The organism is Chryseobacterium pennipullorum (assembly GCF_003384725.1).
Lineage (GTDB): Bacteria > Bacteroidota > Bacteroidia > Flavobacteriales > Weeksellaceae > Chryseobacterium > Chryseobacterium pennipullorum.
In genome coordinates this window covers 178,016-193,687 of record NZ_QNVV01000003.1, presented here as the reverse complement: position 1 = coordinate 193,687, position 15,672 = coordinate 178,016, and the positions used below count along the sequence as shown (strand labels likewise).

Sequence of the window (15,672 nt, the reverse complement as noted above, 5' to 3'; positions counted from 1 at the left end):
AAAACATATTGAATGACCCCTAAAGTTTCCATCATTGTACCCTGCTTCAATCATGCAAAATATCTGAATGAGTGTGTAGAATCTGTCAGAAACCAATCATATACCAACTGGGAATGTATAATTGTAGACGATGGTTCTACAGATGATACCGAGGCAGTCTCCCGTACGCTTGAAAGCGACAGAATACGATATATTCATCAGGAAAACAGAGGTTTGTCCGGAGCGAGAAATACAGGCATCAAAAATGCTTCAGGAGAGTATATCCTGCCTTTGGATGCCGACGATACACTGAACCCGCTTGCCTTAGAAAAAATGATTGCGGTTCTTGACCAGGATCCTGACACTCTAATTGTTTTTTCAGATACCGTAACCTTTGGGCATACCAGCAAAAAATCCAATCTGCAGGAGAAATTTACTCTGAAAGAACTGCTGCTGGGAAACAAGCTATACTGTACTTCCCTGTTTCCAAAAAAATACTTTGATGAGGGGATTGTCTATGACGAAAAATTAAGACATGGCTTCGAGGACTGGGAGTTCTGGATACAGCTGATTTCCACCCATAGAAAACAGCCCATTACTAAAATTGATTATCCAGTCTTCAATTACAGATCACATCCGGAAACCTCTATGATCAAGGAAATCACTGGAAATACCGATAAAAAAGAGTTTATATACCATGCGGTATATGAGAAGCATAAAGCCCTCTTCCACGAGTTCTTTCCAAGCTATATTTCGCTCTTAAACAGAAAAACCTTTTATGAAAAAAAACTGGAGAGTATCTATTCCAGTAAACCTTACAGAATATACAACTTTTTAATAAATTTATTCAGATGAGTCAGTTTGTACACGTGATCATGACAAGATTCAATGTTCCCACAAGAGGCTGGAACGAAACCCGTTCGGGCTTTAAACCCCTTACGGAAGAATGGCTGGATGACAGGTTCAGACTATTCAGAACCTACGTACTTCCTTCCTATAAAAATCAAACCAATCAGAATTTTGTCTGGCTTCCTTTTTTTGACGTCAACACTTCAGATAAGTTTAGAAAAATCATCAAAGAGATTGAAGAGGAATATCCTACTTTCAAACCTGTTTTTGTAGAGGATTTTGATGAGATGAAAACAAAAGCGGTGGAAGTGATTCCGCAGTTCTTTACTCCCGAGACAAAATTTGTCATCACCAGTGAGCTGGATAACGATGACATGCTTCACCAGGATTATGTAAAAACCGTACAGCAATACTTCAAACCCGTACATGATCTTGTTATCGATCTGAGAAGAGGATATCAGCTTACGGTACAGCCCAATCACAAAGCTGTCGTTACCGTATACAATGCAGTAGCGAATCCATTTGTAAGCCTGGCAGAAAGTGTAGACAACTTCAGGACGATGCTGAAGGAAAGAGCCCACAACAGCTACCGTGACTATGAAAACTTTTCTGTAGAAGACAGCAAAGAAATGTACATTCAGATCGTCCACCAGTTTAACCTGATGAATTCCACCTTCAAACATAAGGCTGTTCCGGAAGTTGATTTCTCGGAGTATGGAATGACGGAAAATACAAAGTTTACGATAGACCGTTTCAAAACGCTCCAGCATAATATTTCCCGTGTACCGTTCGTTATGGGTCTTATCATGAAAAAAATATTTAAGATCAAATAATCCTAAGACTATATTTACCCTCTCAGCACAATGAAAATTTCAGTAATTATCCCCGTTTATAATGCAGAACACTATGTCTCCAGAGCTGTAGAATCTGCTCTTCAGTTTGAAGAAGTCTATGAAGTGGTCATGGTAGAAGATCAATCTCCTGATAATGCACTGCAGGTCTGCCGGGAGCTTGCTGAAAAATACAGCAGGGTAAAGCTTTACCAGCATCCTGACAAGGGTAACCATGGTGCCGGAGCCAGCAGAAACCTGGGAATGGAAAAAGCGGAAGGAGACTTCATCTCATTCCTGGACGCGGATGATTATTATCTTCCTAACCGTTTTGATGCGGAAAAGGAACTTTTCAAAAATAATAAGGTAGACGGAGTTTACGGAGCCATTGGGGTACATTACTATTCCGAAAAGGCAAAAGAACAGTATTATAAAGTTTTTGGAGACCGTTTAACTACCGTTTACAAAAAACAACAGCCCAGGGATCTCTTCCCCGGATTGCTTAATATGAGAGGAACTTTCGGACTGTTCAGCCTCGATGCGCTGACCGTTCGGAAAAGCTCTCTGGACAGCATGGAGCACCTATTTAAAACCCATTTACGACTTCACCAGGATACCGAATTTTTATTCAGGCTCTCCTATTATCTTAATCTATATCCGGGAATTATCGACGCTGCCGTCTCTGTGAGAGGTGTACACGAGAACAATAGGATCACTAAAGTAGAAAGCAAACAGATAAAACCAGCCTCAACACGGGTGGTACTCTGGGCGGAAGTCAACAGATGGGCAGAAAATGAAAAGACTTTGCCGCCGGAGATCAGGCTGCACATCAAAAGAGTATACAGAAGTTTTGTCATTGCCAATGCTCCCTTCCTGAAAAAATGGGGAATGATCACAAAATATTTGGTAACAGATTATCCGAGTATGCGTTCAGGACTGTATAACATTAACTTTAGAAAGCATCTATTGTAATCTCCTTTTATAACCTAAGTATCTAGTTTATCTTAATCTGCTAATTCTTTTTAAAACTGATCCTTCGTAAAAGATCACGCATTGGTTTTTCAATCCCCTGATAAAACAATGCTGAAGAGATCAGCAATACCATCACATAGATCACAAACACGGTATCAATATCTAAGTTATATTCCTGTATTCTTAAAAATTCCCTGAGCAAATAAAGAACAGGAATATGTGTAATATAGACGGCATAGCTGATCTCGCCAAGATATTCAAGCGGTTTTTTTGAAAACAGCCTGGTGATCCATCCATTATTACAGGAAATCATAATAATGGCGGGAACAAAAAGCAAAGCCATCAGACCATTGTGATAAAACAGCGGAACGAACATCAATACCAACACAATCAACAGAAAAAGAAGGATAATCTGGATATCATATTTTTTGGGTCTGAAGTTTTTTATAAAATACAAACCGGCAAGGTTTCCGATCAGGAATTCGTTAAGATGCCACACCGGAAAATAATACAAGAATTCATGGCTTTTTGTGTGCGGGCCTTCATATGCGTCCAAAGCAAGATACCAGTTTGAAAAAATCTGGGTAGCCAGCCAGATAGCAATCGCGAAGATCCATATGATCTTATTTTTTCGGGAATAAAAGTAATTATACAGAAGGGGAAAAAGCAGATAAAAAAAGAATTCTACGGAAATAGACCAGCCGGGAAAGTTTAAGATCATCGCTTCGCCTGGAATCCAGCTCTGTAGTCCAAGTGCATACAAAAGCACCTTATATCCGTCAAACAGATGAGATCTGGTAAGAAAATACAGCAGAAGCCCCAATACATACAACGGATAAATTCTTGCAAACCGGTTCTTATAAAATTCGAAGTAATCTATCTTGTTCTTTTGGCCGTACGCCACAATCATGATAAAACCTGAGAGAATAAAAAAGTAACTGACTCCCACATTGGCTCTCAAAAAAAGATTGGATATATACTCTATCTTATATAAAAACAGATCTTTATTGAAATGGGAAATAACAATTGCCATGGCAGCAATAAATCTGGTAAATGTAATCTGACCTATCTTCACAGAACACAAAATGCTTTACTTTATCAAAACATATCTGCCCCAAGCTGCTGACAGTTGTATTTCATTTAAAGTGTTAATTTTAAGGCACAAAAATAAGATTTATTCTTATAATTCTGTAAAACAAATTATATTTGTAAATACAAATGGGAAATAAATTTAAATATGCTCTATGAAATCCTAGCCAAACTTCAACGAAAAAGCCAGATTTCACTTCTCAGAAAACACCCTAATGTTTCCTTTAAGGGAATAAAGCTTGGAATAAACGATCATTTTATTCTTCATGGAAATTTAAAAAAGGTTAGTATAGGAGAGGGGGTCAGCTTCAGGAATTATGTTCATGTGCTTGTGGAGCAGAATGCCAGTCTGGAAATTGGCAATAACTTCTTCATGAATAACTTCTGCTCTATCAATTGCCTGGACAGCATTTCTATTGGCGATAATACATTATTCGGGGAGAATGTAAAGCTATATGATCACAACCATGCATACGAAACCCAGCCTCAGTATAAGCTACATTCTTCTAAGTTTACCACAGCACCTATTAGCATAGGAAAAAACTGCTGGCTTGGAAGCAATGTTACCGTACTGAAAGGCGTTAGCATCGGCGACAACTGCATTATAGGAGCAGGCTGCACGATCCATAAAGATGTTCCATCCGGCACAACCGTAGTCAATCATCAAGAATTAATATTCAAGTCCCATCAATAATGAAGTTCTCTATCCTTATTGCCCATTATAATAATGCGCTCTTTTTCAAAGACTGCTTTGAAAGTATCCTGAACCAGACCTACACCAACTGGGAGGTCATTATTGTAGACGATTGCTCTGATGAATCAGAAAAGCAGGCGGTAAAAGAAATGATCGCCCATGATCCACGGTTTTTCTTTTATGAAAATACCGTGAATAAAGGCGTGGGATATACCAAAAAGAGATGTGCCGAACTGGCAACCGGTGACCTATGTGGTTTCGTTGATCCGGATGATGCTTTGACCAGTAATGCTTTAGAAGAAAGTATAAAAGCCTTTTCAAACAACAACACGGTAGCCACCTATTCTCTTTTTGATGTCTGCAATGAGCAGCTGGTTCCGGAAAAGCTATTTTCGTACACAAGAAAGATAAAAAATGGTGATCCAAACTTTTTTAATATCCGCTTTGAGGTAGCTCACTTTTTCACGTACAGAAAAAAAGCTTACGATCAGACGGAAGGCATCGATGACGGCCTTACCTCATCAGTAGATCAGGATCTCTATTTGAAATTATATGAAAAAGGAGACTTTCATTTTATAAAAAAATCCATCTACCTGTACAGAACCCATGCTAAAGGAGTTTCTCAGGATAAAAAAAAGAAGGAGAAATTATATAAGAACTGGCATATTGTCCTTTATAATACCCTCAAAAGAAGAAAGACAGACTCCCTGTATGGTACAGAAATTGATAAAATTGATGATCTGCCCAACTATATCTTCAATAAGCAAAACACATTGCTTTCAAGAATTATAAGAAAGTTCTCATGACTTTACATAAAAAAATAAAAATTTTGTTCAGGCATCACTCTATGGAAATGGGCGGTGTGGAAAAAGTCCTGCTGGGACTTCTGAACAATCTCGACACAGAAAAGTTCGAAATGACAGTATGCCTTACCCTCAATCAGGGAAAACTGCGTGATGAACTTCCAAAGCACATCCGAAAGGTTTATCTTACAGATGGAAAAGAGGATTTTTCAGGCAATTCAGTAGTGCAGAAGCTGCAGCTGATCGCCAGGAGAATGAAGCTTAGAAAACTAAAAAGAAATCCTGTTCTCGCTGACCGCATCATCAATGATACTTTTGATATAGAAATAGGCATGGATTACAGAGATTACAATGTAATTCTCAATTCTACCCACAAGAATTCTAAAAAAATAGGATGGTTTCATTCCGAGATCAACGTCCCGAAATTCCAGCCTCTGGTACCGGGTGTACTGAAAAGCTTTCCCCAATTCGATCATATGGTGTACTGCTCTCACAAAATAAAAGACATGATGCACCAGTATTATCCGGAGCTGAAGTATCCTGCAGAGAGTGTGATCATCAATCCGATCCCTATTGAGGAGATTAAACGCAAGGCAGAAGAAAAGCTGGACAATTTCCCGGAAGGTCCTGTTTTTGTCTCGATTGGAAGACTGCATTCAAGAAAAGGCTATCATAAACTTATTGAAGCCCACAAAAGGCTTATCGACGAAGGTTTTCATCACAGCATTGTCATCATCGGAGACGGTGGAGAAATGAAGAATCTGAAAGCCCAGGCCGCCAGTAGCAACGTAGAAAAAACGTTTATTTTAGCCGGCAACCAGATGAATCCTTATCCATATATCAAAAAGGCAGATTACTTTGTTCTTCCTTCCGAATCTGAAGCGTGGCCGCTGGTCATTGCCGAAGCGTTGGTTCTTCAGAAGCCTATTGTAGCGACCAATGTAGGGGATGTGGGATTGATGATTAAAGATCGTGAGACAGGATACCTCATCAACTATGAGGTGGACGAAATGTATGAAGGAATGAAAGCCTTTCTTACAGATCCGGACCTTGTTCTACATATCAGGGAAAATCTTAAAAACATTGAGAGTCAGTTTGACAATCAAAATATATTTGACAGTGTGGAAGAGATTATCGAAACTCTTCATAAGCAATAGAAACTACTGTGCAGAATATCCTCCGTCGATCACAAGATTGGTCCCTGTGACCCACCTTGCGGCATCGGAAAGAAGAAATATACATGCATTCGCTACATCAATAGGTTCACCTATTCCCAGCGGATGCTTTTTTATTATTTCGGAAGAAGCTTCATCTCCGATATCTTCAAACATTCTTTCTAAAATCGGAGTATTTATCATTGCAGGACTAATACTGTTGACCCGGATATTCCCTCTGGAGAGTTCCATTGCAAGTGAGCGAGCGCCGGCAATTACAGCACCCTTGCTGGCAGAATATGCCGCTTTTCCAGCCTCTCCTACCATCCCTGCGACGGATGAAATAAATACAAAACTGGATGTATCATCCTTATATTTCTTTAAAGATAGAATCTTTGCAATTTCAAATCCGGCAATCACATTGATTTCAAAGATATCATGATACAGCTGCGGACTGTGCTTTTTCAACGGCAGTGTTTTTTCTATTCCTGCACAGTGAATGAAACCTGATATTTTCCCTAAAACGGCAACCCGGTCGGCAATAAGCGCCTCAATCTGTTCAGAATGGGTAATATCTTCAGCAATAATTGCTACTTTTGTATCTGGACTTAACTGCGAAGCGGTTTTAATGAGTTCTTCCTCATTGCGTCCCACAAGGATCAGGCTGGCTCCACTTCTGCTGCATTCTACAGAACAGCTTCTCCCGATCCCGGAAGAAGCCCCTGTAATAAGAATTGTTTTATTTTTTAGCGAGAAAGCATCCATTAATCTTCAAAGTTTTCTTTCCCAATCACATTCATCAGATCCGAAACAGTATTGATATCTTTAAAATGCTTGGTATCGATCTTTGCATTGAAATTCTCATCTACGAACGCAATGACAGAAAGCAGACTAATAGAATCATAGCTCTCTAAAGATTTTAAATTTGTTTCAACGGTAAGCGTTTCATCTTCCTCCAGCTCTTCTTGTAGTTTTTCTAAAAAAACGGATGTTTTCATATTGACAATTTTATTTTAAATGTTGTTAATCTTATATTTCCATAATGGTGGCACCCCACGAGTACCCTACTCCAAATCCGGCCATTAAAACTTTATCCCCTGTCTTCAGCATTCCTTTATCCATCATATTTTTCAGAGCAATAGGAATGGTCGCCGAAACCGTATTCCCGGTGGTTTCCATATCAATATAGAACTTTTCTGCCGGTATTTTGGTTTTCTTTCTTAAATAATTCAGCATAAAGGAATTTGCCTGATGAAAAACAAAATGATCAATATCATCCATTGTCATTCCGTTTACCTCAAGCGTTTCTTTTACCAGCCCTGGAATATTTGCAATGGTGAAGTTGAAAATTTCAGGACCATTCATATAAATATTTTCAGCACTGAACTCATGGTCCGGATTCAGTTCAAAATCTTTTTTAAAAGCACCTTTTTTTACGATCAGATTCTCTGCACCACTCCCATCTGTTCCCAGACAAAACTGGTAATCATGGGCACCTTCTGCTTTTTCAACAATTGCTGAAGCGGAAGCATCTCCAAAAATACTGCGGTTTCCTTTATCCTCAGGATGAATGTGCTTGGTATAGGTTTCTGAGGTCACCAAAAGAATGCTTTTCGCAATACCTGCAGAGATCAGCCCCTTGGCAAAAGCCAGTCCATATACAAACCCTGAACATCCAAGATTAAAATCTATGGCTCCTATGTTTTTTCTGAGCCCCAATCTGTCCTGCAAAATACAGGCCGTTGTAGGCAGGAAATACTCAGGGCTTTGGGTACAGAACAGAATAAAGTCTACTTTGTCCCTGTCGTAAGTTTCAAAAATCTTCTCTGAAGATTGCACGGCCATATCCAGTACCGTCTCATTGTCCGAAGAAATGTGGCGCTGGCTGATCCCCACTTTCTCCTGAATTCTCTCAGAGCTCCATTCAGGAAACAAACTTTCCAGATCATGATTAGTGAGCACCTGCTGAGGCAGATAATATTCTATTTTTGAAATTTTCATCATATTAATAAATTCTCTTTCTTTGCAAAAGTAAATAAAAACAAATTTACACCTGTGATGATTTTTATATTTAGAATCCTGTTAAAAATAGACTCTCTCTATCAATCTTTTTTGAATAGGGCCAGTCTTGAAGCGGCAAAGTACAGGGGCATGAAAGTGGGCAAAAGCTTCAATATGCCCGATAAAATTTATTTCGGAACAGAACCCTACCTCATTGAGATTGGCGATAACGTGAATATTGCCGGCGGCGTAAGGTTTGTGAACCACGGCGGGACCACTACCCTGCTGAGAAGACTTCCCGGATATGAAGATGCAAGAATCCTGGGAAGGATCAAGATCGGAAACAACTGTACAATCGGTCTGAACTGCGTCATTATGCAGGATGTACAGATCGGGAATAACTGCATTTTAGGGGCCAATTCCGTATTGTCACAATCGATGCCGGACAACACCGTTTTTATCGGAAATCCGGCGCAGTTTCTCTGTACCATTGAAGATTATGGTGATATTGTTCTTAAAAACAACCCGGAATATCCCCGTGAACTTGAGAAAGACAGGAAAAAACTTGATGCCTATATCAAAGAAAATCTTCCTTACAAATATAAAAAAGCAAGAAAAATTAAATAATTTAGTCTTGTAAAAATTATAAAACAACAAAGCAAATTGAAAAAGAAAAAACTCCTCATTCGTATAGGTTCTTTACGCCACGGCGGGGCTGAAAAAGTTTTGATCAACTTTCTGAAAAACCTTCCCGCTGATCAATATGAAGTGGACCTGCTGGTGAATCTATATTCAGGGTTATACATAAAAGAAGTTCCGTCCTGGGTAAATCTATACTATCTTCTGAAAGGCGAAATGATCACAACCAACAGGCCACAGGAGATTCCCGTGAAAGCATTCAGGGTTCTTTATCAGAAAATGTTTCTTTGGTTTCCTTCCCTGCTTTATAAATTTGTTTTAAAAAATAAAAAATATGATGTAGAGATTGCTGCGATTCATGCCATGTACCGGGAAATTCTTTCCAGTCCGCAAAAAGACTCGAAAAAGATCATCTGGGTGCAGAATGACATCTTCAACCTGAAAGACTATACACCGGACGTCATCAGACAATTCTTTAAGTTTGACAGGATCCTTGTGATCTCCAATAAACTTCAGGAGGGGATGTACCAGCTAGCAAAAAATGATGCTGAAAAACAATCGGTGATCAAGATATACAACCCCATCGATAGAGAGGACACGTTACAGAAAGCAAATGTATCCATTACCGACTATCCTTTTACGGCTGATCTTCCCACTTTTGTGACCGTAGGTACTGTTTACCCGCAGAAAGGGTATGACAGACTACTGAATGTACATAAAAAACTGATTGATGAAGGGTTGAAGCACCAGCTTCTCATCATTGGCGACGGATATGACTTTAATAACATCCAGGAACAGCTCAACACTTTAGGCCTTCAGGATACGGCAAAAATGCTCGGTTTCAGCAGCAATCCATACCCGTATATGAAGAAGGCGGATTTTTATATCATGTCTTCGCGACACGAAGGTTTTCCCACCATCATTGCTGAAGCCCTTATTCTCAACAAACCTATTTCCGCCACCGATATTTCCGGGATCAGAGACCTTCTACAGGATGGAAAACTGGGAAATATTACAGCTAACTCCGAGGAAGGAATTTATGACGGAATGAAAAAGTTTCTCACGGATCGCGCGGCTGCGGAGCAATACAAAAAACAAATTTCAGAAACTGAACTGCCATTTGTTTTGGAAAAATCTGTAGAACATCTTCAGAAAATAATTGATGAAGTTTAAAATATTGACCATGGCTGATTATTCGATTATTCAAAAAGACTTTTACCGGGAAAGTGGAAAATGGCTATCCAGGTTTGAGATCTGGAAAAAATGCATTAATCCCAATCTCCATTTCGTGTACATCCTGAGAATGGCTCAGAAGTATCAGAAAAAGCCTTTTCTGAATACTTTCTGGCGAATCGTTCTAAGGCATTATCAGATTAAATACGGGTTTCAGATCTATCCTGAAACACAGATTGGAGAAGGCTTCTACCTGGGACACTGGGGAAGTCTGGTCATCAATCCCAAAACCATTATAGGAAAAAACTGCAACATCGCGCAAGGCGTTACGATCGGCCAGCAGAACCGGGGCAAAAACGAAGGCAGCCCGGTGATCGGGGACGAAGTATGGATCGGCACCAACGCTGTAATTGTAGGTGCTGTAACGATCGGCAATAATGTATTGGTGGTGCCCAATTCGTATGTGAATTTTGATGTCCCTTCAGATTCAGTTGTTTTGGGAAACCCTGCCAAAATCATTCCTGCCAGCGATGCCACAAAAGAATATATCAACCGTAAAGTATAGAGTCTCCAACAGTTATAGTAAAAAATCTATTGCATAGAATACTTATTTCGTTTACATTTGTCAAAAATAACATGATTTGATGATTAAAGACATGACTATAGCGTTTCCTGAAACGTTATGAATCTGGCTGGCATGACCCATCTCTATCATGTTACTTTCTGAAAAACAAGCTCAATAAAAAAACACACTCCAGGATTTGAAAACAATACTTATGATGAAAAAAACACCATTTTAGTCCCCCCTTTATCTGAATATCAGTTCTAAAGTTTCACCTTTTACCATCACGAAAATCTAAGCAGGAAAAATTCTGCTGTGAAACTTTGCCGACGATCTATCAGCAGTTTCCCATCGGAACTGTGCATTATCTGTACTGCTAAAAAATAGCTGGCACTACAGCGCAAAGCCCGTCAGTTCACCTTGCTCCGGAAACTCTTGAGACAGATTATAAAAATCATCTTAACTGTAAAGGCAATTATCTACACCATGTTCAAAAAAATATTTCCAGCTCTTATTATCCTAATCTATATCACAGGCTTTCTCCTTTCCTTTCCGTATCTGTTTGACAACCTTTCCGGCGCTGAGAAATGGGAAAGCATCCGGAATATTTTTGAATATGGGATCATGTTCTTTTCCTTCCTTATTTTCAATGCATTTCTGTTCAAAAATAGCTATACAAAAATTATTGCAGTTCTTCTCTGCATATTCTTAGGCCTCAATTTCTTGATTTCGGTATCCTGTTATTTTATCTACCACTCCGGATTCAACGTAGGAATGGCGATCAGTATACTGGAGTCGAATGCAGATGAAGCAATCAGCATGTCTTACATGTTTATTCTACCGGGTATTTTATTTTTCATTTTTATGGGATTGCTGTTTTATTCTGTCAGTTCCCTGAAGGATCGCGTGAAATTTGATTTCAAATATACCAGCATTGCCTTGCTGTGGCTGATCATGCCATTCGCTTTTTTTATCAAGCACAGATATGTAAGCAATAAAGGAGGCGGAAAGATGATCAAAAGTGTATTCTATCATTTGTCCGACTTCAATACGGCTTTCAAAATCCAGCAGGATATCACGATGATCCAGAAAAACATTCCCGTTTTTAGCATTAAACCAGCACAGCCAGGGATAGAGAATGTTATTCTGATCATTGGAGAATCGGAAAGAAAGCAAAATATGTCATTATATGGGTATTCCAAGAAAACCACTCCTAATACGGATCTCGAAGCCAAAAACATGATGATTTATGATCAGGCGGTTTCCCCTGCGGGAATTACCAATCTGAGTGTTCCCCTTATTCTTTCCAGCATACATCCGGATGAGTTCAGATACCGGTATGATAAATTGTCACACAACATCGTTAATCTTGCCAACCAGGCTGGCTATAATTCCTTTTGGATCAGTACACAAGCCAGTGCTAAAGGAATAACCGCCATCGCTTCAATGGCCAAAAACAAAAAATGGGTAAATGGATATGACGAAGCCATTATCCCGGAATTGCATAACGTCATCCGGAAAAGGGATCCTAAATTCATTGTTTTCCACATCATGGGAAGCCACCCTAATCCATGCAACAGACTGCCGGACACCTGGAAATCCGGAAATATGGACTGCTATGACAATTCTATACAATATACTGATTATGTGATGAAGGATATTTTCAGTACCCTAAAGAATACAAACTCTGTAGTCATCTATGCCTCAGACCATGGTCTTAAAATTCAAGGCGACAAACTCCTGCATACGGACTCCAAAGAATCAACACAAGTACCTTTCTTTGTATGGTATGGAGATAAAGTCTCTTCTGCCTACCGCATTACCGGACGTGATCCAAAGCTGATCCAGACTACTTACATCTATCCGCTCATCATGAAATATATGGGATTGGAAGAACCGCAACATTATAAAAACGAAGAGAATAAATATTTGAATCTGAATATGAAGAGTATGGAGTATGACCAACTGCCAGAATAAGTAAGCACTCAACCTTACGTCTTTGCGGTATTTTTATTAATAAAGTAGGCGACTAATACATTAGGCACCCAACATAGCCATGCCACAGCAAGATAAGAATTGACAGGATCATGGGTAAGATTTTTCAATAAAGGGAACCATAGCCTTAGTGTAACGGCAGCCAAAGTACAGGCGTAGCTATAGATCATGAACTGTTTATGCTTTGCCACAGATTCTTTTCTTATATATATCAACCCCAGAAGCGTGGTAACCAACCAGATTATTCCTAAACAAATAAATCCCATACCCGAAATAATTCCACCATTGGCATAGAATCCAATATATATCCCGGACACTGAGCTTATAAGCACTGATAGTATATAAAGCTTTCCAATAATTCTGTGTATTCCGGTATACTTAGTCCGGAATGAATCGCCAAACTGTCGCCAGCCAACAAACAGAGCGAGCCCTCCGAAAATAATATGGGCAAAAAATAAGGTTTTCCAGATTATACTCTGAAGTAATTCAGGGGACTTTGAGCCCAGAAAAGTGTATTTATGCTCAACGAAGGCATACATCAGTGGATATACTCCTATAACCAACGCCAATACACCCATCATGACAAACAGCAGCTTTTTCATAATTGTCAATTTTTTTCCTGTAAAAATGAGCATTACAGCGGCTTCAATTGTTCCGGAATGAAAGGTGAAACTTATTTATAAACTGATAGTAAGGAGCTACTTACCGTGAAACCTTGTGAAAATTGGGCTGAAAGGATTATTCTCTATCAATACGCTGACTTTTCAGAAACTCTCTTGGTGAACAATTCATAAACTTTTTAAAATTCCTGTTAAATGAGGTTTTTGAATTAAATCCACTTTCAAATGCTAATGAAAGAATCGTAAACTTTTCATTTTCCGAAAGTATTACTATCCTTTTAAACTCTTCAATCCGCTGGCGATTCACATAATCATAAAAATTTTTCTTCTCCATTGAATTAATTACCTGAGACAGGATATTAGGATGAACTTCCAACAGCTCAGCGGTATAATTCAGGTTCAGTTCAGGATCCTTATACAGCTTTTCTTTCTCCATCTTATAGACAAGTTTCTCGTAAATATCCAATATAGCCGTTTCTCCGGGAGAATTCTTCTGATATTTTACCACTTCTCCTTCAGTTTCTTTTTCCTGGATACCTGTAGTTATGCCAGGCATATTCAGAATTCCCACACGACTGATCCCAAAATAGGCTGCAACTACAATAAAAATAACGACTATAGAAAAAATAAGTATGTCATTTCTAATGATTACCGCCAGCCATATTAAAGCTAATCCTGCTATAAGGTAATACAGCCAATTGCGGTTAATTTTTTCAGTATTTGAATACTGTTCAACAATTCCTTTTGTATACTTTCTAACCGCTAAAAAGCTCACAATAACATAAAGTATTCCTGACAGGTTCATCATATATTTGAGAATGTCACTGATTACTTTATACTCGTTGGCTCCCCTCTGATAAATAGCCAATCTTTCCCATGGAGACATCATCAATAGTCTAAATAATATCAAAAAGGCCACCAGGACAGGAATAAAATGTAACAGTCTGCTTTTTGTATCCGGACTCTTTCCCGTCACACACAACACATATATATACAACATGGGCCCATGAACAAAAGGAAAGATCACTTCATAACCCAGGAAATGAGGAAACTTCTTATAATATCCCGAAAAAAAATAAACAAATAAGATAAGGTGTATTCCTATGATCAGAAACCATACAGCTAGCACGTAATCAGCTGTTATCTTTTTCTGTTTCCCCAGAATCAGGAATGAGGAAAAGCAGGCTATGAAAACTCCTGCCAGATAAAATATCGAGGGTAAAGATTGCAAACCAGGATCAGACATCAGACTGTTAGATTAATCGGAGCTTTAAATTATTCATTTTTTGACATATACAAAGCAATTTTCATTAACTATTCACAAAAGATATTTCTGACTGTCTAAAAAAATTAAGAATATTTTAATTCACAAATTCTGCTTTCTGATTTATACTTTGTAATTTTATACAACCATTTTTATTTAAAAAAATTAGAATTAGCAAAGAAAACGACTGAATTATAAAGCAGAAAACCGCTTATAGAACATGATTTTAAGCATATTTTAATATTAAACTTTGTTAAAAGTGGTTCATTTTTCGGCAAAAATTATATTTTTGCATAATTATTGATCTGGTCTATTGATTTTGAAAATAATTTAAACGAAATAAATAATTATAAACGATAAAATTTAAAATTATGTCACAATCGTACGAAGTTATTTTTGAAAACAATAAAAGATGGGTAGAATCCAAAGTGTCAGAGGATCCTGATTTCTTCCATAATTTAGCCAAAACTCAGACACCTGATTATCTGTATATCGGATGCTCAGACAGCAGAGCAACAGCGGAAGAACTAATGGGTGCAAAACCAGGGGAAGTATTTGTTCACAGAAACATTGCCAATGTTGTCAATACTTTAGATATGAGTTCCACAGCGGTTATACAATATGCCGTAGAACATCTTAAAGTAAAGCACATTATTGTTTGCGGACATTACAACTGCGGTGGCGTAAAAGCAGCAATGACTCCTCAGGATTTGGGTTTACTGAATCCCTGGCTGAGAAACATCCGTGATGTATACAGGCTGCATCAGGCTGAGCTGGATGCTATCCATGACGAAAACCAACGTTATGACAGACTCGTGGAACTTAATGTTCAGGAACAATGTATCAACGTGATCAAAATGGCCTGTGTGCAGGAACGATATATCTTAGAAGAATATCCTGTGGTACACGGCTGGGTATTTGACCTTAGAACAGGTAAGATCATTGATCTGGAAATCGATTTTGAGAAAACCTTGAAAGATATCCAGAAAATCTACAACCTTACAGGTTCTGATTGGGTAATGAGCAGAAAAACAGATTAGTTTTTCTA

General features: G+C 38.6%; 17 protein-coding genes. 11 read left to right on the top strand and 6 right to left on the bottom strand.

Annotated elements, in window-relative coordinates; translation table 11 throughout:
- Window positions 1-12: 12 nt before the first annotated feature.
- From DRF67_RS05315 to DRF67_RS05305, 3 genes are read left to right on the top strand one after another with little or no spacing between them, the layout of a single operon-like run.
- Complete coding sequence (locus tag DRF67_RS05315) at window positions 13-834, top strand: glycosyltransferase family 2 protein (RefSeq protein WP_115927297.1); 822 nt, start codon at window positions 13-15, stop codon at window positions 832-834.
- Window positions 831-1,661 carry a glycosyltransferase gene (locus DRF67_RS05310; RefSeq protein ID WP_115927296.1) on the top strand — a complete coding sequence of 277 codons (831 nt, stop codon included), beginning with the start codon at window positions 831-833 and terminating at the stop codon, window positions 1,659-1,661. Before DRF67_RS05315 ends, DRF67_RS05310 begins: the two co-directional genes overlap by 4 nt.
- 30 nt (window positions 1,662-1,691) lie before the next feature.
- Window positions 1,692-2,630, top strand: coding sequence for a glycosyltransferase family 2 protein (locus tag DRF67_RS05305; RefSeq protein WP_115927295.1), 939 nt, complete (start codon window positions 1,692-1,694; stop codon window positions 2,628-2,630).
- Window positions 2,631-2,670: 40 nt separating this feature from the next.
- On the opposite strand, the gene DRF67_RS05300 is transcribed toward DRF67_RS05305, so the two are convergent.
- Window positions 2,671-3,705 carry an acyltransferase family protein gene (locus tag DRF67_RS05300; protein WP_115927294.1) on the bottom strand — a complete coding sequence of 345 codons (1,035 nt, stop codon included), beginning with the start codon at window positions 3,703-3,705 and terminating at the stop codon, window positions 2,671-2,673.
- A gap of 162 nt (window positions 3,706-3,867) precedes the next feature.
- Here DRF67_RS05300 and DRF67_RS05295 point away from each other — a divergent pair, with 162 nt between their 5' ends.
- From DRF67_RS05295 to DRF67_RS05285, 3 genes are read left to right on the top strand one after another with little or no spacing between them, the layout of a single operon-like run.
- Complete coding sequence (locus DRF67_RS05295) at window positions 3,868-4,413, top strand: acyltransferase (protein ID WP_115927293.1); 546 nt, start codon at window positions 3,868-3,870, stop codon at window positions 4,411-4,413.
- A complete protein-coding gene (locus DRF67_RS05290) occupies window positions 4,413-5,219 on the top strand; it encodes a glycosyltransferase family 2 protein (RefSeq protein ID WP_115927292.1) in 807 nt (268 codons plus the stop codon). The genes DRF67_RS05295 and DRF67_RS05290 overlap by 1 nt, the downstream gene beginning before the upstream one ends.
- Entirely contained in the window at window positions 5,216-6,373 is a 1,158-nt protein-coding gene (locus tag DRF67_RS05285; RefSeq protein WP_115927291.1) for a glycosyltransferase, read from the top strand. The genes DRF67_RS05290 and DRF67_RS05285 overlap by 4 nt, the downstream gene beginning before the upstream one ends.
- Window positions 6,374-6,376: 3 nt before the next feature.
- On the opposite strand, the gene DRF67_RS05280 is transcribed toward DRF67_RS05285, so the two are convergent.
- Genes DRF67_RS05280 through DRF67_RS05270 form a run of 3 tightly spaced genes read right to left on the bottom strand, consistent with a single transcriptional unit; the run spans window position 6,377 to window position 8,374 of the window.
- Window positions 6,377-7,135 (bottom strand): SDR family NAD(P)-dependent oxidoreductase, encoded by a 759-nt coding sequence (locus tag DRF67_RS05280; protein WP_115927290.1) that lies wholly within the window; start codon window positions 7,133-7,135, stop codon window positions 6,377-6,379.
- Window positions 7,135-7,368, bottom strand: a complete 234-nt coding sequence (locus DRF67_RS05275) for a phosphopantetheine-binding protein (protein WP_115927289.1) — start codon at window positions 7,366-7,368, stop codon at window positions 7,135-7,137. The genes DRF67_RS05280 and DRF67_RS05275 overlap by 1 nt, the downstream gene beginning before the upstream one ends.
- A gap of 31 nt (window positions 7,369-7,399) precedes the next feature.
- Window positions 7,400-8,374, bottom strand: a complete 975-nt coding sequence (locus DRF67_RS05270; RefSeq protein WP_115927288.1) for a 3-oxoacyl-ACP synthase III family protein — start codon at window positions 8,372-8,374, stop codon at window positions 7,400-7,402.
- 54 nt (window positions 8,375-8,428) lie between these two features.
- On the opposite strand from DRF67_RS05270, the gene DRF67_RS05265 reads away from it, so the two are divergent.
- The 4 genes from DRF67_RS05265 to DRF67_RS05250 all read left to right on the top strand — a co-directional run bounded on the left by DRF67_RS05265 (window position 8,429) and on the right by DRF67_RS05250 (window position 12,722).
- Window positions 8,429-8,998, top strand: coding sequence for an acyltransferase (locus DRF67_RS05265; protein ID WP_115927287.1), 570 nt, complete (start codon window positions 8,429-8,431; stop codon window positions 8,996-8,998).
- 36 nt (window positions 8,999-9,034) lie between these two features.
- Window positions 9,035-10,183 (top strand): glycosyltransferase, encoded by a 1,149-nt coding sequence (locus DRF67_RS05260; protein WP_115927286.1) that lies wholly within the window; start codon window positions 9,035-9,037, stop codon window positions 10,181-10,183.
- A 10-nt stretch (window positions 10,184-10,193) separates the two neighbouring features.
- Window positions 10,194-10,748: a serine O-acetyltransferase gene (locus DRF67_RS05255; protein ID WP_165851746.1), complete on the top strand. Its 555-nt coding sequence runs from the start codon at window positions 10,194-10,196 to the stop codon at window positions 10,746-10,748.
- Between the two features lie 483 nt (window positions 10,749-11,231).
- Entirely contained in the window at window positions 11,232-12,722 is a 1,491-nt protein-coding gene (locus DRF67_RS05250) for a phosphoethanolamine transferase (RefSeq protein ID WP_115927284.1), read from the top strand.
- 14 nt (window positions 12,723-12,736) lie between these two features.
- Here the strand turns inward: DRF67_RS05250 and DRF67_RS05245 are convergent, their stop codons facing one another.
- Together DRF67_RS05245 and DRF67_RS05240 are read right to left on the bottom strand one after the other, a co-directional pair.
- Entirely contained in the window at window positions 12,737-13,342 is a 606-nt protein-coding gene (locus DRF67_RS05245) for a DUF2306 domain-containing protein (protein ID WP_185142057.1), read from the bottom strand.
- A 136-nt stretch (window positions 13,343-13,478) separates the two neighbouring features.
- Complete coding sequence (locus DRF67_RS05240; protein ID WP_115927283.1) at window positions 13,479-14,606, bottom strand: helix-turn-helix domain-containing protein; 1,128 nt, start codon at window positions 14,604-14,606, stop codon at window positions 13,479-13,481.
- A 389-nt stretch (window positions 14,607-14,995) separates the two neighbouring features.
- Between DRF67_RS05240 and DRF67_RS05235 the strand changes: the two genes are divergently transcribed.
- Window positions 14,996-15,664 carry a carbonic anhydrase gene (locus tag DRF67_RS05235; protein ID WP_115927282.1) on the top strand — a complete coding sequence of 223 codons (669 nt, stop codon included), beginning with the start codon at window positions 14,996-14,998 and terminating at the stop codon, window positions 15,662-15,664.
- Window positions 15,665-15,672: the final 8 nt, after the last annotated feature.